At 74.3% G+C, this 20,395-nt stretch carries 16 protein-coding genes and 1 tRNA gene; 12 read left to right on the forward strand and 5 right to left on the reverse strand.

Translation table 11 applies throughout. The features are described 5' to 3' along the window. Positions 1–5 precede the first annotated feature (5 nt). The 3 genes from ACZ516_RS04950 to ACZ516_RS04960 all read left to right on the forward strand — a co-directional run bounded on the left by ACZ516_RS04950 (position 6) and on the right by ACZ516_RS04960 (position 3,453). Entirely contained in the window at positions 6–1,013 is a 1,008-nt protein-coding gene (locus ACZ516_RS04950; RefSeq protein ID WP_361075995.1) for a carbohydrate ABC transporter permease, read from the forward strand. 95 nt (positions 1,014–1,108) lie between these two features. Then, the gene (locus ACZ516_RS04955) at positions 1,109–1,921 is read left to right on the forward strand and encodes a carbohydrate ABC transporter permease (RefSeq protein ID WP_361076431.1); all 813 of its coding nucleotides are present in this window, start codon (positions 1,109–1,111) and stop codon (positions 1,919–1,921) included. Between the two features lie 122 nt (positions 1,922–2,043). Next, on the forward strand, positions 2,044–3,453 hold the full coding sequence (locus ACZ516_RS04960) for a GH1 family beta-glucosidase (protein WP_361075998.1): 1,410 nt from the start codon (positions 2,044–2,046) through the stop codon (positions 3,451–3,453). A 34-nt stretch (positions 3,454–3,487) separates the two neighbouring features. Here ACZ516_RS04960 and ACZ516_RS04965 read toward each other — a convergent pair whose 3' ends face one another. Together ACZ516_RS04965 and ACZ516_RS04970 are read right to left on the reverse strand one after the other, a co-directional pair. Next, positions 3,488–4,351 carry a spermidine synthase gene (locus ACZ516_RS04965; protein WP_361076001.1) on the reverse strand — a complete coding sequence of 288 codons (864 nt, stop codon included), beginning with the start codon at positions 4,349–4,351 and terminating at the stop codon, positions 3,488–3,490. Positions 4,352–4,406: 55 nt separating this feature from the next. Further along, positions 4,407–4,862, reverse strand: coding sequence for a hypothetical protein (locus ACZ516_RS04970; RefSeq protein ID WP_469008515.1), 456 nt, complete (start codon positions 4,860–4,862; stop codon positions 4,407–4,409). 293 nt (positions 4,863–5,155) lie between these two features. On the opposite strand from ACZ516_RS04970, the gene ACZ516_RS04975 reads away from it, so the two are divergent. After that, positions 5,156–6,649: a tetratricopeptide repeat protein gene (locus ACZ516_RS04975; protein WP_469008516.1), complete on the forward strand. Its 1,494-nt coding sequence runs from the start codon at positions 5,156–5,158 to the stop codon at positions 6,647–6,649. A gap of 33 nt (positions 6,650–6,682) precedes the next feature. Here ACZ516_RS04975 and ACZ516_RS04980 read toward each other — a convergent pair whose 3' ends face one another. Next, positions 6,683–7,276 (reverse strand): histidine phosphatase family protein, encoded by a 594-nt coding sequence (locus ACZ516_RS04980; RefSeq protein WP_358586779.1) that lies wholly within the window; start codon positions 7,274–7,276, stop codon positions 6,683–6,685. Positions 7,277–7,517: 241 nt separating this feature from the next. Here ACZ516_RS04980 and ACZ516_RS04985 point away from each other — a divergent pair, with 241 nt between their 5' ends. The 7 genes from ACZ516_RS04985 to ACZ516_RS05015 all read left to right on the forward strand — a co-directional run bounded on the left by ACZ516_RS04985 (position 7,518) and on the right by ACZ516_RS05015 (position 14,273). After that, a complete protein-coding gene (locus tag ACZ516_RS04985) occupies positions 7,518–8,471 on the forward strand; it encodes a phosphatase PAP2 family protein (RefSeq protein ID WP_358910798.1) in 954 nt (317 codons plus the stop codon). Beyond that, on the forward strand, positions 8,398–9,546 hold the full coding sequence (locus ACZ516_RS04990) for a hypothetical protein (RefSeq protein ID WP_469008731.1): 1,149 nt from the start codon (positions 8,398–8,400) through the stop codon (positions 9,544–9,546). The genes ACZ516_RS04985 and ACZ516_RS04990 overlap by 74 nt, the downstream gene beginning before the upstream one ends. Before the next feature lie 361 nt (positions 9,547–9,907). Continuing rightward, positions 9,908–11,494: a hypothetical protein gene (locus tag ACZ516_RS04995; protein WP_469008519.1), complete on the forward strand. Its 1,587-nt coding sequence runs from the start codon at positions 9,908–9,910 to the stop codon at positions 11,492–11,494. Further along, the gene (locus ACZ516_RS05000) at positions 11,494–12,858 is read left to right on the forward strand and encodes an AAA domain-containing protein (RefSeq protein ID WP_469008520.1); all 1,365 of its coding nucleotides are present in this window, start codon (positions 11,494–11,496) and stop codon (positions 12,856–12,858) included. The genes ACZ516_RS04995 and ACZ516_RS05000 overlap by 1 nt, the downstream gene beginning before the upstream one ends. A gap of 112 nt (positions 12,859–12,970) precedes the next feature. Then, positions 12,971–13,324: a hypothetical protein gene (locus ACZ516_RS05005; RefSeq protein ID WP_358590075.1), complete on the forward strand. Its 354-nt coding sequence runs from the start codon at positions 12,971–12,973 to the stop codon at positions 13,322–13,324. 144 nt (positions 13,325–13,468) lie between these two features. Next, positions 13,469–14,209, forward strand: coding sequence for a bifunctional DNA primase/polymerase (locus ACZ516_RS05010; protein WP_469008521.1), 741 nt, complete (start codon positions 13,469–13,471; stop codon positions 14,207–14,209). Beyond that, positions 14,200–14,273: transfer RNA gene (locus ACZ516_RS05015), tRNA-Lys, on the forward strand. The genes ACZ516_RS05010 and ACZ516_RS05015 overlap by 10 nt, the downstream gene beginning before the upstream one ends. 78 nt (positions 14,274–14,351) lie before the next feature. Here the strand turns inward: ACZ516_RS05015 and ACZ516_RS05020 are convergent. Next, the gene (locus ACZ516_RS05020; protein ID WP_469008523.1) at positions 14,352–15,656 is read right to left on the reverse strand and encodes a M6 family metalloprotease domain-containing protein; all 1,305 of its coding nucleotides are present in this window, start codon (positions 15,654–15,656) and stop codon (positions 14,352–14,354) included. Positions 15,657–16,682: 1,026 nt separating this feature from the next. On the opposite strand from ACZ516_RS05020, the gene ACZ516_RS05025 reads away from it, so the two are divergent. Then, positions 16,683–18,413: a putative bifunctional diguanylate cyclase/phosphodiesterase gene (locus ACZ516_RS05025; RefSeq protein ID WP_469008524.1), complete on the forward strand. Its 1,731-nt coding sequence runs from the start codon at positions 16,683–16,685 to the stop codon at positions 18,411–18,413. Between the two features lie 806 nt (positions 18,414–19,219). On the opposite strand, the gene ACZ516_RS05030 is transcribed toward ACZ516_RS05025, so the two are convergent. Further along, on the reverse strand, positions 19,220–20,293 hold the full coding sequence (locus tag ACZ516_RS05030) for an LLM class flavin-dependent oxidoreductase (RefSeq protein WP_358699782.1): 1,074 nt from the start codon (positions 20,291–20,293) through the stop codon (positions 19,220–19,222). Positions 20,294–20,395: the final 102 nt, after the last annotated feature.

Raw genomic sequence — 20,395 nt, forward strand, 5'->3', positions numbered from 1 at the left:
CGGACATGTCCGAGACCGCTGAGTACGCCGAGACCGCGTCCCCCGGCAAGGGGGACGCGGCCCCGGCCGCGTCGGAGGGCCGCGCCCCCTCCCCCGCGGCGCCCGCCTGGCGGCGCCGCCTGTACCGCTGGGACACCAAGGCGTCGCCGTACGTCTTCGTCGCGCCGTTCTTCCTCTTCTTCGGCGCCTTCGGCCTCTTCCCGCTGCTCTACACCGGCTGGGCGTCGCTGCACCGCCTGGAGCTGACCAACCTCGACGACAGCACCTGGCTCGGCCTGGAGAACTACACCAATCTGCTGGGCAGCGACTACTTCTGGAACGCCCTAGGCAACACGTTCACCATCGGGGTCATCTCCACCGTCCCCCAGCTCGCCATCGCGCTCGGCATCGCCCATCTGCTCAACTACAAACTGCGCGGCTCCACGCTGTGGCGGGTCGCGATGCTCGCCCCGTACGCCACCTCGGTGGCCAGCGCCTCGCTGGTGTTCACGCTGCTGTTCGCGTGGGACGGCGGCATGGTCAACTGGCTGATCGGGTCGGTCGGCTTCGACCCGGTCAACTGGCGGGAGTCCTCCTGGGGTTCGCAGTTCGCGGTGTCGTCGATCGTGATCTGGCGGTGGACCGGCTACAACGCGCTGATCTATCTGGCCGCCATGCAGGCCGTGCCGCACGACCTGTACGAGTCGGCCTCACTGGACGGTGCCTCGCGCTGGCAGCAGTTCCGGCACGTGACCATCCCCATGCTGCGGCCGACGATCCTGTTCACGGTGGTCGTCTCCACCATCGGGGCCACCCAGCTCTTCGGCGAGCCGCTGCTGTTCGGCGGCACGGCCGGGTCCAAGGGCGGCGCCGACCACCAGTTCCAGACGCTCGGCCTGTACCTGTACGACCAGGGGTGGATCAACGGCCACCTGGGCCGGGCCTCGGCCGTCGCCTGGCTGATGCTGCTGATCCTGCTGCTGATCGCCGCGGTCAACCTGCTGATCGCCCGACGCCTGAGGAGGGACCGATGAAGTCCCCCACCCCGGTCCGGACGTCCCCGGCCCCGGCCCCGACGTCCGGCCCCGCCGGCCGGCCCCGGACCCTGGGCCAGAAGGCCGGCCGCACGATGCACGCGGGGCCGCTCACCTACGCCGTCCTCGCCCTGTTCACGGCGGTCTCGCTGGCGCCGCTGATCTGGACGGCGATCGCGGCCTCGCGCACGAGCGGGCGGCTCGCCCAGACGCCGCCGCCGCTGTGGTTCGGCGGGAACCTCTTCAAGAACCTGGAACGGGCCTGGACCGAGGCGAGCCTCGGCGACGCGATGCTCAACACCACCATCGTCGCGGGCAGCATCACCATCGGCACCGTCCTGTTCTCCACCATCGCCGGATTCGCCTTCGCCAAGCTGAAGTTCCGGTTCAGCGGGGCACTGCTGATGCTGACCATCGGCACGATGATGGTGCCGCCGCAGCTGAGCGTCGTACCGCTGTACCTGTGGATCGCCGACCTCCAGTGGACCAACCAGCTCCAGGCGGTGATCCTGCCGACGTTCGTGAGCGCCTTCGGGGTCTTCTTCATGCGGCAGTACCTGCTCCAGGCGCTGCCGGGCGAGCTGATCGAGGCGGCGCGGATGGACGGGGCGAGCAGTCTGCGCATCATCTGGCACGTGGTGTTCCCGGCGGCGCGGCCCGCGATGGCCGTCCTCGGCCTGCTGACGTTCGTCATGGCCTGGAACGACTTCCTGTGGCCGATCATCGCCCTCAACCAGTCGAACCCCACCGTGCAGGTGGCGCTCAACTCGCTGGGCACGGGATATATCCCGGACCGGGCGGTGATCATGGCGGGCGCGCTGCTCGGCACGTTGCCGCTGCTGCTCGCGTTCGTGCTGTTCGGCAAGCAGATCGTGAGCGGCATCATGCAGGGCGCGGTCAAGGGCTGAGCCTCCGGGGGCCGAGCGCCCCCGGGCCTCCCCGCGCCTCCCCGCACACCCGTTCTCCCGTTTCCCCTCTCCTCTCTCCCCTCTCCTCTCCGTACCCTTCCCCCTTCCATGGGAGCGCTTCCATGCCTGAATCCCTGACCTTTCCGGCCGGTTTCCTCTGGGGCGCCGCCACCTCCGCGTACCAGATCGAGGGTGCCGTGCGCGAGGACGGCCGCACCCCCTCCATCTGGGACACCTTCAGTCACACGCCGGGCCGCACGGTCGGCGGCGACACCGGCGACGTCGCCGTCGAGCACTACCACCGCTACCGCGACGACGTGGCGCTCATGGCGGACCTCGGCCTGAACGCCTACCGGTTCTCCGTCTCCTGGTCGCGGGTGCAGCCCACCGGGCGCGGTCCCGCCGTCCAGCGCGGCCTGGACTTCTACCGGCGCCTGGTCGACGAGCTGCTCGCCCGGGGCATCGAGCCCGCCCTGACCCTCTACCACTGGGATCTGCCGCAGGAGCTGGAGGACGCGGGCGGCTGGCCGGCGCGCGAGACCGCGTACCGCTTCGCCGAGTACGCGGGTCTCGTCGCCGAGGCGCTGGGCGACCGCGTCCACTCCTGGATCACGCTCAACGAGCCGTGGTGCAGCGCCTTCCTGGGCTACGGCTCCGGCGTGCACGCCCCCGGCCGCACCGATCCGGCGGCCGCCCTGCGGGCCGCGCACCACCTCAACCTCGCGCACGGCCTCGGCACCCAGGCGCTGCGCGCGGCGCTGCCGGCCCGCGCCCGCGTCGCGGTGAGCCTCAACTCCGCGGTGGTGCGCCCGCTCTCGTCCTCCCCCCGGGACATGGACGCCCGGCGGCGCATCGACAACCTCGCCAACGGGATCTTCCACGGGCCGATGCTGGACGGCGCCTACCCGGCGGACCTGTTGACGGACACCGCCGCCGTCACCGACTGGTCCTTCGTCCACGACGGTGACCTGGCCGCCGTCCACCAGCCACTGGACGCGCTCGGCCTCAACTACTACACGCCCACGCTGGTCTCGGCCGCCCCGCGGGGCACCGAGGCGGCGCGCGCGGACGGGCACGGCGCCAGTGAGCACTCCCCCTGGCCCGGCTCCGAGGACGTCGCCTTCCACCAGACGCCGGGCGAGCGCACGGAGATGGGCTGGACCATCGACCCGACGGGGCTGCACGAGCTGATCATGCGGTACTCCCGCCAGGCCCCGGGGCTGGCGCTGTACATCACGGAGAACGGCGCGGCCTGCGACGACAAGCCCGACGCGGAGGGCCGCGTCCACGACCCGCAGCGCATCGCCTACCTCCAGGGCCATCTGGCCGCCGTCCGCCGCGCCCTCGCCGAGGGTGCCGACGTCCGCGGCTACTACCTCTGGTCGCTCCTGGACAACTTCGAATGGGCGTACGGCTACAGCAAGCGCTTCGGCGCGGTGTACGTGGACTACGAGACGCAGGCCCGCATCCCGAAGTCCAGCGCGCACTGGTACGCGGCCGTCGCCAGGGCGGGGGAGCTGGTCGTCGACTGACCCCGCGGGCGGCGGGGGTCGGCGGCGCGCGGGGTCAGCGGAACACCGAGGGCGGTGGCGGCGGCGAGGCGACCGCCCGGGCGTCCGTGACGGCACTCGCGCCGCCGCTGAAGTCCCGCAGCCCGCGCCCGTGTTCGACGCGGGCGGGGTGCGGGTCGCTCGCGCTGCGCCGGGTCAGCTCGGCGACGGGCAGGGCGTGGTGGCCGGCGAGCAGGACGGCGTTGCCGAAGCGTTTGCCGCGCAGCACGGCGGGGTCGGCGACGAGCGCCAGTTCGGGGAAGAGGGCGGCGGCGGTGGCGAGCTGGCCGCGCAGATGTGCGAGCGGCGGCCCGTCGGCGAGGTTGGCGGCGTAGTAGCCGCCGGGCGCCAGGACCCTGGCCACGTCGGTCAGGAATTCCGTGCTGGTGAGGTGGGCGGGCGTGCGGGCCCCGCTGAAGACGTCGGCGATGACGAGGTCCGCCCAGCCGTCGGCGATCTTCGCGAGGCCCTCGCGGGCGTCGGCGGCGCGCACCCGGACGCGGGCCTGCGGGTCCAGTGGCAGCGCGCGGCGGACGAGTTGGATGAGCGCGCTGTCGCGCTCCACTATCTGCTGGGTGGAGCGGGGGCGGGTCGCCGCTATGTAGCGGGCGAGGGTGAAGGCGCCGCCGCCGAGGTGCACGGCGCGTATCGGCTTCCCGGCGGGCGCGAGGAGGTCCGCGATGTGACCGAGCCTGCGCTGGTACTCGAAGTCGAGGTACGTGGGGTCGTCGAGGTCCACATGGGACTGCGGGGCGCCGTCCAGGAGCAGCGTCCAGGCGCGCGGCCGGTCCCGGTCCGGCAGCAGCTCGGCGAGCCCGCCGTCCACCTGCTCGACGACGGCTTCGGGCGCCGCTTCCCGGGATCGCCTGTTCCTTGCCATCGGACCATTATCGGTGTCCGTGGCGGGCGCGGCCCGGCGGCGGTGCCCGGAGCGGTCAGCGGCAGTTGTCGGCGGCCTCGATGGTGCGGGCCGCCTGGCCGAGCGCGGCCCGCAGCACGTCGGGGTCCGTGACGGGGTCGGTCTCGCGGCCGGGCGGCAGCAGCCAGCCGGTGCCCTCGACCGGCGGCTCGGGGACGCGGGGGTGCGGGGCCGGCTCCCCGGACAGGCGCAGGCCGCGCCCGGAGGTCTGCGTACAGGCGCTGCCCGGCAGGTCCCAGCCGTCGGCGGTGCCGGGCGGCACGAGGAAGCCGAGGGTGTCGCAGCTCCCGTCGTGCAGGACGGGCCCGATGGTGTCGCCCGCGCCGCGCCGCAGGATGTCGACGGCCTCGAAGCCCTGCCGCGCCGGGACGGTGACCAGATCGCAGGACTCGTCGTCGCAAGGTGCCGCGCCGCCGGGTGGAGCGCTGCCGTTCGCACCGGAGTCGCTGTTCTGCATGCCGAGCTCCAACAAGGGACCCTCCTCGCGAGTGCGGGAGCTGTTTCCGGGCTCCCGCTCCGCATGGTTCAACGCGAACCGGCGTCAACAGGCACTGCGGCACGCCGCCGCAAAGGATGGCAGTTCATGGCAGATCGTGGGTGAGATATCCGGTTTGTAGCCAAACACCGTGTGTCGGACCCGTCACAGCGGGTACGTTCGTGCTCCGCCGGAACAGGGGCCGCCCCGCGAGATCCCGTGCGCGGGCGCGGCGTCCAGTGCGCCAGCGTGTGCGCGCTCCGGCACGCTCCGCACGAGAGGGTCCGGCCATGGCGTCCTCACCGATGACATCGTCCACTCAGTCCCCGCGACCGAACCTCGCCTTCCGGCAGTTGCGCGGACAGCGCTCGCCGGGCGAGTTCGCCGCCGCCGTCCGCCGGGCCGCCCGCGAGATCGGCGAGCGGGTCAGCTGCGACGCCCGCTACGTCGGGCGCGTGGAGGCCGGGGAGATCCGCTGCCCCAACTACGCCTACGAGCGGGTGTTCCTGCACATGTTCCCGGGCCGGACGCTGGCCGACCTGGGGTTCGCACCGCGCGCACAGGTGCGGGGCAGGGCGGCCCGCCCGGAGCCCGGGGCACCCTCCGCCCCCGCCGTGATCCGCCCCCGCGGAACCCGGCGGGCCGCCACCACGAACCACCCGCACACCACGATCCAGCTGTACGAGTCCCATCCGTCCGGGTCCGACCCCCGCGCCTGCGATCCGTACGCGATCCAGACTCCCGAGGAGAGCGACGTGCAACGTCGCGCATTCATGACCGGCTCCACCGCCACCGTGGTCACCGCGTCCCTGGCGCCCATCGGGCTCGCCCCGGCCGCCCGCGCCGAGGCGCCGGCCCGGCCCGGGCACCGGGCGGGCGAGGCCGAGGCCTGCGCGGTCGAGGAGGCCGTGCGCCGGATCAGACTGCTCGACGACCGGCACGGCGCCGACGGCCTCTACCGGCGCGCGGCCGCTCCCCTGCGCACCGCCTACGCCCTGCTCGACGCGGGCACCACCCGGCAGTCCGTCTCGGACCGGCTGTACGCGGGCGCCGGGGAGCTCGCCATCTCGGTCGGCTGGCTCGCGCACGACTCGGGCCGCTTCGACGACGCCCGCTCCTACTACGCCGAGGCCCTCGCGACGGCCCGGGTCGCCGACGACCCGGACCTGGAGGCGCACGCCTTCTGCAACACCGCCTTCCTCGCGCGCGACGCCGGGCGCCCCCGGGAAGCGGTGCGGGCCGCGCAGGCGGCCGGCCGGGCGGCCCGGCACCGCGGCTCCCACCGGCTGCTCTCCCTCATCGCGCTGCGCGAGGCCGGGGGCTGGGCGGGGCTCGGCGACCGCGCCGGCTGCGAGCAGTCCCTCATCCGGGCGCACGCCCTCTTCGAGCGCGGCGGCTCCGAGGCCGACCCGGAGTGGATGAGCTTCTACGGCCGGGCCGAACTGGAGGGCCTGGAGGCGCAGTGCTGGTCCGCCCTCGGCGACTGGGCGCGGGCGGCCCGGCACGCGCGGCACGCGGCGGCCACCGCCACCGAGCAGACCCCGCACTTCACCCGGAACATCGCGCTCTACACCGCCGAGCTGGCCGACGACCTGGCCCGCGCCGGACGCCCCGACGAGGCCGCGACGGCGGGCCTGCGCGTGCTCGACCTCCTGGACGAGGTGCAGTCCTCCCGCATCCAGTCGATGCTCGCCACGACGGCCCGGGTGCTGCTGCCGCACCGCGGGGCCCACGGGGTGGGCGGCTTCCTGGAGCGCCACGCCGCGCTGCCCCGGGCCGTGTAGACGTACGTACGTACGGGCGAGGGGGCCGGGTGGTCAGGCCAGGTGGCCCGTCTCGTTCCACGACTCGATGGCGGGCTCCCCGTAGGCCCAGCCGAGGACCGAGAGGGACGTCGGGTTGAGGCGGATGCGGGACGCGAAGGCGATGTCCAGGCCCAGCCAGCGGGCGCCGATGACCCGCAGGATGTGGCCGTGCGCGAAGATCAGCACATCGCGCTCGGCGCCGCGCGCCCAGGCCACGACCTCGTCCGCGCGGGCGGAGACCTCCGCGAGCGTCTCACCGCCCGGGACGCCGTCCCGCCAGATGAGCCAGCCCGGGCGGGCCGCCTGGATGTCGGCCGGGGTCAGACCGTCGTAGTCGCCGTAGTCGAACTCCATGAGCGCGTCCCACGGACGGGCGCGCTCCCCGAACCCGGCGATCTCACAGGTCTCCCTCGCGCGGGAGAGCGGGCTGGTGCGCACCTCGACGTCCGGCAGACCGTCGTAGGGCGCGCGGTGCAGCCGCTCCCCCAGGAGCTTCGCGCCGCGGCGGCCCTCGTCCAGGAGCGGGACGTCCGTCCTGCCGGTGTGCTTCCCGGACAGTGACCATGCGGTCTGTCCATGCCGGGCCAGCAGGATGCGGGGTGCCATGCGGGGACCTCTCCACGTGCTTTTCGCTGCTCATTCACTGCTTCGCGCGGGCAGCGCGTGCCCGCCCCTCCATCATCACCCACCCCGGATCGGACGCTCACCCGGCATCGCAACCCCCCGGCCGATCTCTGCGTCCCCTACCACCGGGAGCGTCCGGGGGCGCCACGGCGGTGTGCGCGTACGCCGTAAAGTGACCCGGCGGCCTGCACCGCGTGAACACAGATGATGGGGGACCGACCGGATGCCGAAGACCTACGCACCGGGCACCGGCCGCATACCCGAGCACCGGCTCCGCTGGTGGACGGAGCTGCCGTTGCTCGTGCTCGTGTACGCCGCGTACTCGGCGGGACGGCTGCTCGCCCGGGGCGATGTCGCCGGCGCCGTCGACCACGGCATCGGGATCCTCAGAGCGGAGCAGTTCCTGCGGCTGGACGCGGAGAGCCCCCTGAACCGGCTGTTCACCGCGCACGCCTGGATCGGCGTGCCCGCGGACTTCTGGTACGCCTCGCTGCACTACCTGGTGACGCCCGCCGTCCTGATCTGGCTCTTCCGCAGCCACGCCGTGCGCTACCGCGCGGCACGCGCGTGGCTGATGCTCTCCACCATGATCGGCCTGATCGGCTTCACGCTCCTGCCGACCTGCCCGCCGCGGCTGCTCAGCGCGGGACACGGCTTCGTCGACACCATGGCGCAGTACAGCGACTACGGCTGGTGGGGCGCCCAGGCGAGCGCGCCGCGCGGGCTGGGCGGCATGACCAACCAGTACGCGGCGATGCCCAGCCTGCACGTGGGCTGGGCGCTGTGGTGCGGCGTGATGCTGTGGCGGCACGGGCGCTCCCCGCTGACGCGGGTCGCCGCGGTCGCCTACCCGCTCATCACCACCCTCGTCGTGATGGGCACCGCCAACCACTACTTCTTCGACGCGCTCGCGGGCGCCGGCGTGATGGGCGTCGGGCTGCTGCTCGTACGCCCCTTCCAGCGGCTCACGGACCCCGTGACGGCCCGGCTGCGGGAGCGTTTCACGCGGGGCCCGGGCGTCTCGTCCGCCACGGAGTCCTCGATTGTCGGTGGCGAGTGCCAGACTTCGACGCGTGAGCGACTTCCCCGACAGCGCACGCACAGTGCCCTCCCAGGCGTCGAACCGAGCGTCCAGCCCGCCGAAGCGGGGGACGGCGCTGCGGCAGCGGCTCGCTGAGCTGCGCGGCACCGACGTCCCCGCGCAACCGCTGGACGCCCGGGCGCTGGCCGCCCTGGCGGCCAACCCCGGTTGCAGACGGCGTGCGCTGCTCGACGGCGCGGGCGTCGACAAGACGGCGCTCGCCCACTCCCTCGGCTCGCCGTCCGGTTTCGGGCAGTCGCAGTTCGCCTTCATGCGGGGCAACGCGTTCGAGGCGCGGGTCAAGGCCGACGGCGGCGCGGAGCTGCTGCGGCTGACCCACGGCCGGCTGGGCGGCGGGCCCGAGCCCGTCCCCGGTGAGGCCGCCGTGCCCGACCTGGCGGCGGCCGGCCCCGAGGGCCGCGCCGCCCGCACGGCGCTGGCGCTGCGCGAGGCGACGGCCTCGGGCGGCTGGACGCTCCTCGACCATCCCATGCTGGCGCTGGAGGTCGCCGGGACGCTCGCCTTCCTGGAGCCGGACGCGGTGGTCGTCCATCCGGACGGCGGCTGGACGGTCGTGGAGATCAAGTCCTTCCCGATGATCGACGGCTCGGCGGACGCCGCCAAGGTGGGCGCGGCGGCGCGGCAGGCCGCGGTGTACGCGCTGGCGCTGGAGCGGGTGGCCGGGCGCCTGGAGCCCGCCCCGCCGGTCCGCCACCACGTCGTGCTGGTCTGCCCCAAGGACTTCTCGAACCTCCCGACGGCCTCGGCGATCGACGTCCGCAAGCAGCTGTCGGTGACCCGGCGGCAGTTGGCCCGCCTCACCCGCGTCGAGGACATCGCGGCGGAGCTGCCCGAGGGCACGACCTTCGACGTACGCCGCCCCGCCGCCGAACTGACGGCCGCCGTCGAGGCGGTCCCCGCGACGTACGCCCCCGAGTGCCTGTCCGCCTGCGAACTGGCCTTCCACTGCCGCACCCGGGCCCGCGCGCGGGGCGAGGTGACGACCCTGGGCCGCGCCGTCCGGGGCGAGCTGGGCGGCCTGACGACCATCGCCGAGGTCCTCGCGGCGGCGAGGGGCACGGCGGGCGACGCGGCCGACCCCGCGGTGGCGATGTTGCGCCGGGCGGCGGCCCTACGGGGGGCTGGCGTGGGCGCCTCGGGGGGTTCGTGAGGGTGCCCGGGGTTCCCTACGCGTCCGGCCGTGCCTGCCCTGTAACGGCCGGTGACCGGCCGACGGGCGTCCTGCCCGGGGAGGACCACCTCGGGCACTCCGTGACCGTGCCCGGTGATCCCCACCCACCCGCCCTTACCTGCCCCCGGGCCGGGGTTCTGCGGTACGCGGTGGACGCGGGGCAAACGGGTGGGTGGGTGGGAAGCATCCGCCGCGAAGCGGCGGGACAGGGCAGCCCAGGGCACAGACCCCGCGCCGGGCAAGCACAGGGTCCCCCCGGCCGCTCGACGCGGGGCAAGGGCGCATCCGCCGCGAAGCGGCGGGCAGGGCATCGCGAGCCGTACCGGAAGAAGGAGCGTCCGTGTCACTGATCGACAGTCTCGCCCGGCTGGAGGCCGCCGAGACCGGCCGCGCCCGGCCGAGGGCGACGGCCCGGCACCGGCACATCTCCGAGCGCCCGCTGGTCCTCGTCCCGCTCACCACCGCCGGCGAGGCAGGCGCCCCCCTCGGCGCCCTCGTGGGGACGGAGCGCACCTCGCCCCGCCTCCTGATCGTGCCCCAGCCCCGCGACCGCGATCTCCGCTTCGCGTTCCTCGCGCAGCTCGCCGAGATCGTCCTGCCCTACATCGAGGCGTACGCGGACGACGTCGAGGCGGCCGAGCGCAGCGAGACCGACCCGGAGACCGGCAAGCGCGTCAAGGTCGAGGTCGAACTGTGCGTGGACGCCCCGCAGTTGATCGTCCCGAGCCGCGCCGGCATCGAGTTCGTACGCCTCCTCGGCCGCTCCATGCGATTCCGCCGTACCGCCGAGCAGGACCCCGACACGCCCTATCCCGCCCCGCCCCGCGTCCCCCTGCTCGGCCGGTGGCTGACGCACTTCGGGGAGCGCGCCCGCGTCCCCGGCTCGTCCCTGCTCGTCGCCATGACGGAGCTGCTCTCCCGGCACTGGGCCACCGGCCAGTCCAGCCTGGAGGACCAGCACCTGGGCGCCCTGCTCGCCTGGATCGAGGCCCCGGAGGGCACCTCGGGCGCCGAGGCCGCGCTCCGCGCCGAGCTGGCGCGCGACAAGGACGGACAGTTGCTGTGCCCGCCCGCGGGCCCGGCCACGGACCCGGCGTTCGACAACGACCTGCTCGCCCCGGCCATCGAGCGCTACGACCGCGCCCGCACCGCCCTGGCCGCCGCCGAGGACGGCGTCGAGGCGGACCGGCGGCTGGCCGCGCTGACGGCCGCCGAGCGGGAGATCCGCGCCCTGATCGAGAGCCGGACCCGCCCCACCTGGGACGCGGTCTGGCGCGGCCTGGACGCCCTGTGCACCCTGCCCGCGGCCGCGCACGACGCCGACCGGTGGACCCGCGACCGCTGGTCGTTCACCGCCCACCGCGACCGGGTGGCGGCGGGCGAGCCCCCGCAGCCCCGCGTAGACGACGCGATCACCGCGGCGAACAAACTGGCCACGCGCGAGCGCGAGCAGGCCCGCCTGGACGCCCAGGAGGCCCTCGACGACCCCCTGGTCATGGCGGGCCGCCGCCTCGCGGGCGAGGCCTTCGCCGGAGAGGTGACGGAGGTCGTGATGGCGTACAGCGAGGCCAAGAGCCCCCGGCCGCGCCCCCTGGTCACCGTCCGCACGGACGACCGCCCGCACCTCGGCGAGCGCGCGAAGGTGTACCGCTCCCTTCAAGGCAGGCCGCAGACGGCCGAGTTCGTGGCGTACGAGGACGCCGGCACCGTCGTGCTGCGCCTGACCGACAAGATGGGCCGGGGCAAGGAGCCGGAGCCCGGGTCGGTCCCCGAGAAGGGCGACCTGGTCTGCTGGACGCTCTTCGAGCACGAGCAGCGCGGCGGCCCGAAGCTGCCGGACCCGGAGGCCACCCCGTGGACCCATGGCGGCCCGCCCTCGGACAACCCGGAGAGCCCTGATCCCGTGACCGTGGAGGACATCCTGTGATGCAGCTCGCCCCGCCCGCGGGCGGCACCTTCGATCCCGGCGCGGAGGCCGCGCGCGCCACGGACGCGATCCTGCACGACACGCTGCACGGCGCCCACCGCGGTGTCGTCGTCGACTCCCCGCCCGGCGCCGGCAAGTCGACGCTGGTGGTCCGCGCGGCCCGGGAACTGGCCGCGGCCGGCCACAGGCTGATGGTGATCGCGCAGACGAATGCGCAGGTGGACGATCTCGTCCTCCGCCTCGCCGAGAAGGACCCGGAGCTTCCGGTGGGCCGGCTGCACAGCAGCGACCCCGATCCGTACGACAAGGCGCTCGACGACCTGCCGAACGTACGCAAGTCGACCAAGGTGGGTGACCTCGTCGGCCTGGACGTCGTCATCTCGACGGCCGCGAAGTGGGCGCACGTCGACGTCGACAAGCTGGACGCGCCGTGGGGACACGCCATCGTCGACGAGGCGTACCAGATGCGCTCGGACGCGCTGCTCGCCGTGGCGGGGCTCTTCGAGCGGGCGCTGTTCGTGGGCGACCCGGGCCAGCTCGACCCGTTCTCCATCGTCGGCGCCGAGCAGTGGGCGGGCCTGTCCTACGACCCCTCGGCGTCCGCCGTCATGACGCTGCTCGCCCACAACCCCGAGCTGCCGCAGCACCGGCTCCCGGTGTCCTGGCGGCTGCCGGCGTCGGCCGCGCCGCTGGTCTCCGGCGCCTTCTACCCGTACACGCCCTTCCGCAGCGGGACGGACCACGGGGACCGCGCGCTGAACTTCGCGGTGCCGTCGGACGGTTCGGCGCCGGACCGCGTGATCGACGAGGCGGCGCGGGCGGGTTGGGGGCTCCTCGAGCTGCCCGCGCGGAACACGCCGCGCACGGATCCGGAGGCGGTGCGGGCGCTGGCGCGCGTGGTGCGGCGGCTGCTGGACCGGGGCGGCGCCGCCACCTCGGAGCGCGGCCCGGTGCCGGTGCCGCTCACGGCCGACCGCGTCGCCGTCGGCACGGCCCACCGCGACCAGGCGGCGGCGGTGCGGGCGGCCCTCGCGGAGCTGGGCGTCCCGGACGTCACGGTGGACACGGCGAACCGGCTCCAGGGCCGCGAGTTCGACGTGACGGTCGTCCTGCACCCGCTGTCCGGGCGCCCGGATGCCACGGCCTTCCACCTGGAGACGGGCCGCCTCTGCGTGCTGACGTCCCGGCACCGGCACGCCTGCATCGTGGTCTGCCGCGCCGGCGTCGACACCCTGCTGGACGACCACCCCTCCACCGAGCCGGTGCAGCTGGGCGTCACGGTGAAGTTCCCCGACGGCTGGGAGGCGAACCACGCGGTCCTCTCACGCCTCGCGGAACACCGGGTGCCGTGGCAGACCCCGTAGGGGCCGTGTCCCGGCATGATCGCGCCCCTTACGGGGCCCACTTGTGCCACCGGGGAGAATGGAAGACGGCCGAACGCCGCATGGGCGGCACCGCGTCGTACGAGGAGGAACCATGGCGGAGCCCGAGCGGCCCCGGACCGAACAGCGCATGCGCCCCGCGCCCCTGCTCTTCGAGCCCGCCGAGGCGGCGGCCGACCCCGAGCACTTCTTCGACCTGGAGTCGATCGAGGACCCCCGCGAGCTGCTGGACCGGGCGACGGAGCTGACCCACGCGTTCCGTGCCGCGACGGACCGGTCCGTCGAGTTCCAGGCCATCGCGGCCGCCCAGCTCGCCGACCCCCGCCGCTTCGACCGGCTGACGCCCGCGCTGATCGCGGAGCGCGCGGAGTGGACCGAGGACTACGCGAAGAAGATGGTCGAGTTCGGCCGGAGCCTGCTGCGCGGGGGCGGCGAGACGCGGGGCTGAGGGCGGGACAGCGCCGGGCCCGCGACGCTCTCGCGCCTCTTGCGGCATATGCCCGGGGGCACGGTACTCCTCCTCGCCCCCGGCCGTCCCGGCTTCCGGCAACTCTCTGAAAGGGTGCGTTCACCCAGGGTAGATCTGCCTGTCATGGATAACGGCACCCGACTCCGCGCCCGGACAGCCCCCGCGACCCCGCCCCCCGCCGCGTCCGGCGCCTCCACGGCTTCCGCTGCCTCCACGGCTTCCGGCGTCCCCGCCGCTTCCAGCGCCCCGGGCGCTTCCGTTCGCGACGCCCGCGAGGTCACTGCCGAGGGAGCCGCCTGGCTCGCCTCGGCCGAGACGTATCCGCGCAGCGCCCTCGCCCACTGGCGGGCCCGGCCCACCGCGCCCGCCGTCCTCCCCTGCGGTACCGCCTTCGACGTGGTCAGCGTCCCCTCGGTCTTCGGACGGCGCATGCTCGACCGGTTATGGGAGGACGGGCCCGGCTCGGGCCCCGTCGCCGACCACCGCGGCCGCACGCTGCTCTTCGCCGCCCCCGGCACCGCCTCGCGCCTGCCCTCGCTCCTGGAGTGGGAGGAGTGGGGCCCGGCCGTCCCCTGCGTGCTCTGCCACGGGCCGGGCGACGCCATCACCGTGCCGCCGCTCAGGGCCGGCGCCGACGGGACCCCGGATGCCCCGGAGGACCCCGGAGTCGAGGCCGCGCCCCGCCCCACGCCCCGCTGGCTGGTGGCGCCGGACACCCGCCACCCCTGGCTGCCGGGGCCCGAGGTGATGCTCTGGGCCTGCGTCCGGGCGGCCCGCGCGGCGGCCTCCTCCGCGGTCCGTATATCGATTTTTCCTGGCGGCGATCAGGGTGCTAAGGTCTACGACGTCAGCAGGCGCCGCTAGCTCAGTTGGTTAGAGCAGCTGACTCTTAATCAGCGGGTCCGGGGTTCGAGTCCCTGGCGGCGCACAGACAGCAAGAAGCCCCTCGCGCGAGCGAGGGGCTTCTTGCGTGTCCGGCCTCCCGCCGTCTCGGCGGCCCGGCCCCTCAGCCGACCGCGACCCGCACCGTCCAGGCACCCGACGCCGTCCGCGCCTCCACGTCGATCTCGACGCGCAGGTCCTCGCCGGGCACCCGGAAGCTCTCCCCCACCCGCACCGGGGCGTCCGCCAGCTGCGGGTAGACCGAGTCGCCCCAGCAGGACTCCGTCTCCGGGTGGGCGTCGACGACCTCGATGGGGCCGCCGCCCGACGCCGTGCCGTTGCGGACCTCGTAGACGAGTACGCCCTCCGTGCACGCCGCGTGGTCGTTGCCCACGGCGCCCCGCCCCTCCAGGGCGATCGCCGTGTCCGGGCCCGTACGGACCACCGCGAGCCTGGTGCCGCCGACGACGCCGCCCGTGGCCGGCGCCGACAGCGGCTCCAGGGTCAGCCGCTGGGCGCCCGCCGCCACGCAGCGCACCTGAGGGGGCTCCAGCCAGCCCAGCTTCCACTTGTGCCAGCCGAAGAGGTCGGGCGCGAGGCCGAACTGGCTGCCCATGACGTCCCAGTCACCCACATGGGTGTCCCAGTCGCCCTTGCCGTCGGTCGGCCGGTGATAGAGGTCCGGCAGGTCGAAGACATGGCCCGTCTCGTGCGCCAGGACGTTGCGGTCCGGCGGATGCCGCTCGAAGACGGTCACGACGCGCCGGATGTCGGTGCCGTCGGCCCGCATCGGCCGGTCGAGGTTCACCACCTTCGTGGCGTCCGAGTCGACGCCGGGCGCGTCCGGGTCGGCGACGAAGTAGACGATGTCGTACCGCGAGAAGTCCACGTGCGGATCGGCCGCGGCCAGCGCGTCGCGCAGATAGGCGGCGCGGCGCTTGGCGTTCCAGTCGCGCTGTATCGCGTACGCCATGGAGGCCCGCGGCATCTCGACCCACTCGCGCCGCGGGTGCGGGCTGAGCCGGAACTTCCCGTAGGAGGCCTGCTCGAAGAAGCGGCTGGTGGCGGGGAAGTGGTCGGCGGCCAGCTCCTCGGGCGTGGTCAGCGGCGGGGAGTCCGGAAAGGACAGGAAGACCATGACCGCGTCCAGGGTCCTGGCCGGGCGCGGATAGGCGGTGTTCCAGGTGTCCAGGCCCTCCGAGTGGTGGGCGGCGGTCCGGCGCAGCTCACACGGGCCCGCGGCGGCCTCGGCGGTGGTCGGGCCCGCGACGAGCGAGGTGGCGGCCAGGGCGGTCAGCGAGGTGAGCAGCGCCCCGGTGCTGCGCAACCGGGGGTCCCTCCATGGCCTGGGGTTCCTCCCTCCACGGGTGAGTCCCCTGGGGGGGAGCTGACGCGGCACGTCGACCTCCGGGTGCGGAATGCGGGACACCCCACCCACCTTGTGGTGACTCGCTGCACTTTGCCCTGTTTGCCTGGCCCTTCCGGGTGAGAGGCGGGCGTGAGCGCGACACCCCGAACGCTCACGGAACGTCACAAGCGGTCGAGTCCCGAAGAAAGCAGTTCAGCGCCGGGCAGAAACGATCTGTCAGCGGCGGTGGGCCCTGGCCGGTACGGCCACATGGCTGGATAGGGCATCTGGCGGGCCTCTATGATCGGCACACTTTCCTGCGCGGGCCCGGTCCCCACACCGCCGCCCGCCATCTGCCCGCCGCCCGACGAGACCTGTTCGAGAACAACTGCACTGCGGGAGCAAGCGGTGAACGGAACGTCCCAAGGGCCCACCCCCACGGCGGCCACGCATTCCGGCCGAGCCCGCCCTGTCGTCACGGACCGTCGCGACCGGGAGCGCGAGCCGGTGTGCGAGCCGCCGCGTGACCCGGTGTGCGACCCGGTGTCTGACCCCGGGCGCGGCCCGGAGCGGCGCCGCCCCGGGTGCGGCCCGGAGTGCGGCCACGGGGGCGGTCCCGGGGGCGGCCCGGAATGCCGCCCGGAGCACAGCCACGGGGGCGGTCCCGAGTGCGGCCACGGGGGCGGTCCGGAGCGTGCGCCGGTGCGCGGTGCGGTGCGTGCTCCGGAGCGGGGCCCTCAGCGCGAGGTCGAGCGGTGTCCCCGGTGCGAGGCGGACCAGGGCCGTGAAAGTGGGGGCGGCCCCCATCCCGAGCGTGCGTCGGAGCGGGGCCCCCGGCGGGAGTCGGAGCGAGGGTCCGGGCGTGAGACGGAGCGGGGCCCCGGGCGGGAACCGGAGCGGGGTTCCGAGCGCGTGTTGGAGCGGGGTTCCGGGCGGGAGTCGGAACGGGGCCCCGGGCGGGAGTCGGAGCGAGGTTCCGGGCAGGAGTCGGAGCGAGGTTCCGGGCAGGAGTCGGAGCGAGGTTCCGGGCGGGAGTCGGAGCGAGGTTCCGGGCAGGAGTCGGAGCGGGGGTCCGGGCGGGAGTCGTGGTGGGAGCCGGGGGGTGAGGTGGGGCCGGTCGATTACCACGGGGCCTTTGCCCATGCCCCGCTCGCCCTTGCCGTCGTCGACGGCGACGGCCAGGTGGTCAGTGCCAACGACGCCCTCGCCACCCTCCTCGGCACCACCCCGGAGGCGCTGTGCGGAGGCATCGCCGCCGATCTGGTCGACCTCACCTCCGACGCCCGCACCTGGCACGCCTACCGCGAGGTGCTCCGCGGCCGGCAGGCCAGGCTGCGCTGCGCCCGGCGCCTGAAACACCCCGACGGGCACTCGCTGTGGGTGCAGGTCACGGTCTCGCCGATGCCGGGGTCCGCCGAGCGGGGCGGGGGCCGGACCGTCCTGCTCTCCGCCGCCGACATCAGCGCGCGCCGCGAGCTCCAGGCCCGGCTGCGCCACGTACAGATGCACGATCCGGTGACCCGGCTGCCCAACCGCAACCTCTTCTTCGAACGTCTCGCCGCCGCGCTCGAGGCGGGCGCCTACGACGACACGAGCACCGGCCGGGTGGGCCTGTGCTACCTGGACCTGGACGGGTTCAAGGCGGTCAACGACACGCTCGGCCACCGGATCGGCGACCGGCTGCTCGCGGCCGTCGCGGAGCGGCTCACGCGCTGCGCCGACCGGGCCGGATACGGCACGGTGACGGCGCCGCTCGTGGCGCGGCTCGGCGGGGACGAGTTCGCACTGCTGGTGGAGGACTCGACCGGGACGCAGCAGCTGACCGATCTCGCCGACGCGGCGCTGAAGGCCCTCCAGGAACCGTTCGACCTGGCCGGGCAGCGGCTGTCCGTGTCCGCGTCGATCGGCGTCGTGGAGCGGCGTGCGGCGGGCACCACCACGACGGGGCTCATGCAGGCCGCCGACACCACGCTGTACTGGGCGAAGACGGACGGCAAGGCGCGCTGGACGCTCTTCGACCCCGAGCGCAACGCCCACCGCATGACCCGGCAGACGCTCTCCAGCTCCCTGCGGCCGGCCGTGGAGCGCGGCGAGTTCGTCCTGGACTACCAGCCGCTGGTGGGCCTCGACCACGAGGACGTGCAGGGCGTCGAGGCGCTGGTGCGCTGGCGGCACCCCCAGTTCGGGCTGCTGACGCCGAATCGGTTCATCGGACTGGCCGAGGAGGACGGGTCCATCGTGCAGCTCGGCCGCTGGGTGCTGCGCACCGCCTGCCGGCAGGCGCGCCGGTGGCAGCTGGCGCATCCCGAGCGGGAGCCGGTGTTCGTCAGCGTGAACGTGGCGGTGCGGCAGGTGTGGGACTCCGACCTGGTCGTGGACGTGGCGGAGATCCTCGCCGAGACCGGCCTGCCGGCCCGGCTGCTCCAGCTGGAGCTGACCGAGTCCGCCGTCATGGGGTCGGCGGGGCGGCCGCTTCAGGCCTTGCAGGCGCTCAGCGACATGGGGGTGCGGATCGCCATCGACGACTTCGGTACGGGGTATTCGAACCTCGCGTACCTGAGCCGGCTGCCGGTGTCCGTCCTGAAGCTGGACGGGTCCTTCGTACGGGGTTTCCAGTACGGGGAGGGGGAGGAGCACGTCAATCCCGCCGACGAGGTCATCGTCGAGGCGCTGGTGCGGTTGGCCCATCGGCTGGGCATCACGGTCACCGCGGAGTGCGTGGAGACGGCGGAGCAGGCTGGGCGGTTGCGGCGCATCGGGTGTGACACCGGTCAGGGCTGGCTCTACTCCCGCCCCGTTCCGGCGGATCGCATCTCCGCGTTGCTGCGGGCCGCGTAGGCCCCGGAGGGGCGTGTTGGGCGCCGCGTCCAGCCGTCCGGCGACCCGCGCGAGCACGTCCGGCCGCAGCGGTTCGTCCACACCTACGGGCCGCAGGTGGTTGCTCGCGCAGTTCCCCGCGCCCCTGGGGGTTTCCCGTGCCGGCACAGAACACACCGCCCTAGGGGCGCGGGGAACTGCGCGCCCAGCCAGTGGCAGCCCGCACAGACACATCCGACCGCAACGGCTCGTCCACACCTACGGGCCGCAGGTGGTTGCTCGCGCAGTTCCCCGCGCCCCTAGGCGGGTTTCCCGTGCCGGCACAGAACACACCCCCTCAGGGGCGCGGGGAACTGCGCGCCCAGCCGTCGGCGGCCCGCACAGACGCATCCGACCGCAACGGCTCGTCCACACCCGCGGGCCGCAGATGGGTTGCTCGCGCCGTTCCCCGCGCCCCTAACCGGGTTCCACGCACCGGCACGCGAAAGATTCCGGCACAGGGCGACCCCTCAGGGGCGCGGGGAACTGCGCGCTCAGCCAGTGGCGGCCCGCACGGGCGTATCCGGCCGCAGCGGCTCGTCCATACCTGCGGGCCGCAGATGGGTTGCTCGCGCAGTTCCCCGCGCCCCTGGGCAGGTTCCACGCGCCGGCAAGCGAAAGACCCCGGCACAGGGCGACCCCTCAGGGGCGCGGGGAACTGCGCGCTCAGCTAGTGGCGGCCCGCACGGGCGTATCCGGCCGGAGCGGCTCGGCCGCACCTGCGGGCCGCGGGTGGTTGCTCGCGCCCCTGGGGGGGTTTCACGCGCCGGTATGCGAGAGGTGCCCCCCTATGCCCCCGGCAAGCGATACGCGTTGGCGATGAGTTCGTACGAGCGCAGGCGGACCTCGCCGCTGTGGGCGTTTCCGGTGAGCATCAGTTCGTCGGCGCCGGTGCGCTTGGCGAGGTCGTCGAGGCCGGTGCGGACCTGGTCGGCGGTGCCGTGGATGACGTTGGCGTTCCAGCCGGTGACGAACTCGCGTTCCATCTCGTTGAACTCGTACGCCTCCGCCTCCTCCGGCGTGGGGACCAGGCCGGGGCGGCCGGTGCGCAGGCGGACCATGTTCAGGGCCGCGGCCAGGACCTGGCGGCGGGCCTCGTTCTCGTCGTCGGTGGCGAGCGCCGAGACGCCGATCAGGGCGTAGGGGGCGTCCAGGACGGCGGACGGCTTGAACGACTCGCGGTAGAGGTCCAGCGCCGGGATCGTGTTCTGCGCGGAGAAGTGGTGCGCGAAGGCGAACGGCAGGCCGAGGACGCCGGCGAGGCGGGCGCTGAAGCCGGAGGAGCCGAGCAGCCAGATCGGTGGGCGGTGGGTGGACTGGACGCCGCCGGGCGAGGTCGCCTGGACGGGCCCGGGGACCGCGTGGATACGCCCGTAGGGGTGGCCGTCGGGGAAGTCGTCGTCCAGGAAGCGGGTCAGCTCGGCGAGCTGCTGCGGGAAGTCGTCGGCGCCCTCGTTCAGCCGGTCGGTGCGGCGCAGGGCGGCGGCGGTGGCCCCGTCGGTGCCGGGGGCGCGGCCGAGGCCCAGGTCGACGCGGCCGGGGGCCATCGCCTCCAGCGTGCCGAACTGTTCGGCGATGACGAGCGGGGCGTGGTTGGGCAGCATGACGCCGCCGGAGCCGAGCCGGATGCGGCCGGTGTGGGCGGCCAGGTGGGCGAGGATCACGGCCGGCGAGGACGAGGCGACGCCGGGCATGGAGTGGTGCTCGGCCACCCAGTAGCGGTGGTAGCCGCGGGCCTCGGCGAGCTTCGCGATCCGGACGCTGGTGCGCAGCGCGTCGGTGGCGGTGCGCCCGGCGCCGACCGTGACGAGGTCGAGCACGGACAGCGGCACGGGCGCGTCTCCGTGCCGCTCGCCGCGGATGCCGTCGCCGGCCGCCCGCGCCCCCTCTTCGGCCCCCCGAGCGGCATCCGGGCGTACGTTCCCATCGGCGTCCCGAGCCTCCGAGCGCGCTGCACTCTCGCC

The organism is Streptomyces sp. NPDC034037 (assembly GCF_055575715.1).

Bases quoted from the DNA above. Each gene is read 5' to 3' on its own strand.
- ACZ516_RS04950 (WP_361075995.1), top strand. From the start codon at position 6: ATGTCCGAGACCGCTGAGTACGCCGAGACCGCGTCCCCCGGCAAGGGG.
- ACZ516_RS04955 (WP_361076431.1), top strand. From the start codon at position 1,109: ATGCACGCGGGGCCGCTCACCTACGCCGTCCTCGCCCTGTTCACGGCG.
- ACZ516_RS04960 (WP_361075998.1), top strand. From the start codon at position 2,044: ATGCCTGAATCCCTGACCTTTCCGGCCGGTTTCCTCTGGGGCGCCGCC.
- ACZ516_RS04965 (WP_361076001.1), bottom strand. From the start codon at position 4,351: ATGGCAAGGAACAGGCGATCCCGGGAAGCGGCGCCCGAAGCCGTCGTC.
- ACZ516_RS04975 (WP_469008516.1), top strand. From the start codon at position 5,156: ATGGCGTCCTCACCGATGACATCGTCCACTCAGTCCCCGCGACCGAAC.
- ACZ516_RS04980 (WP_358586779.1), bottom strand. From the start codon at position 7,276: ATGGCACCCCGCATCCTGCTGGCCCGGCATGGACAGACCGCATGGTCA.
- ACZ516_RS04985 (WP_358910798.1), top strand. From the start codon at position 7,518: ATGCCGAAGACCTACGCACCGGGCACCGGCCGCATACCCGAGCACCGG.
- ACZ516_RS05000 (WP_469008520.1), top strand. From the start codon at position 11,494: ATGCAGCTCGCCCCGCCCGCGGGCGGCACCTTCGATCCCGGCGCGGAG.
- ACZ516_RS05005 (WP_358590075.1), top strand. From the start codon at position 12,971: ATGGCGGAGCCCGAGCGGCCCCGGACCGAACAGCGCATGCGCCCCGCG.
- ACZ516_RS05010 (WP_469008521.1), top strand. From the start codon at position 13,469: ATGGATAACGGCACCCGACTCCGCGCCCGGACAGCCCCCGCGACCCCG.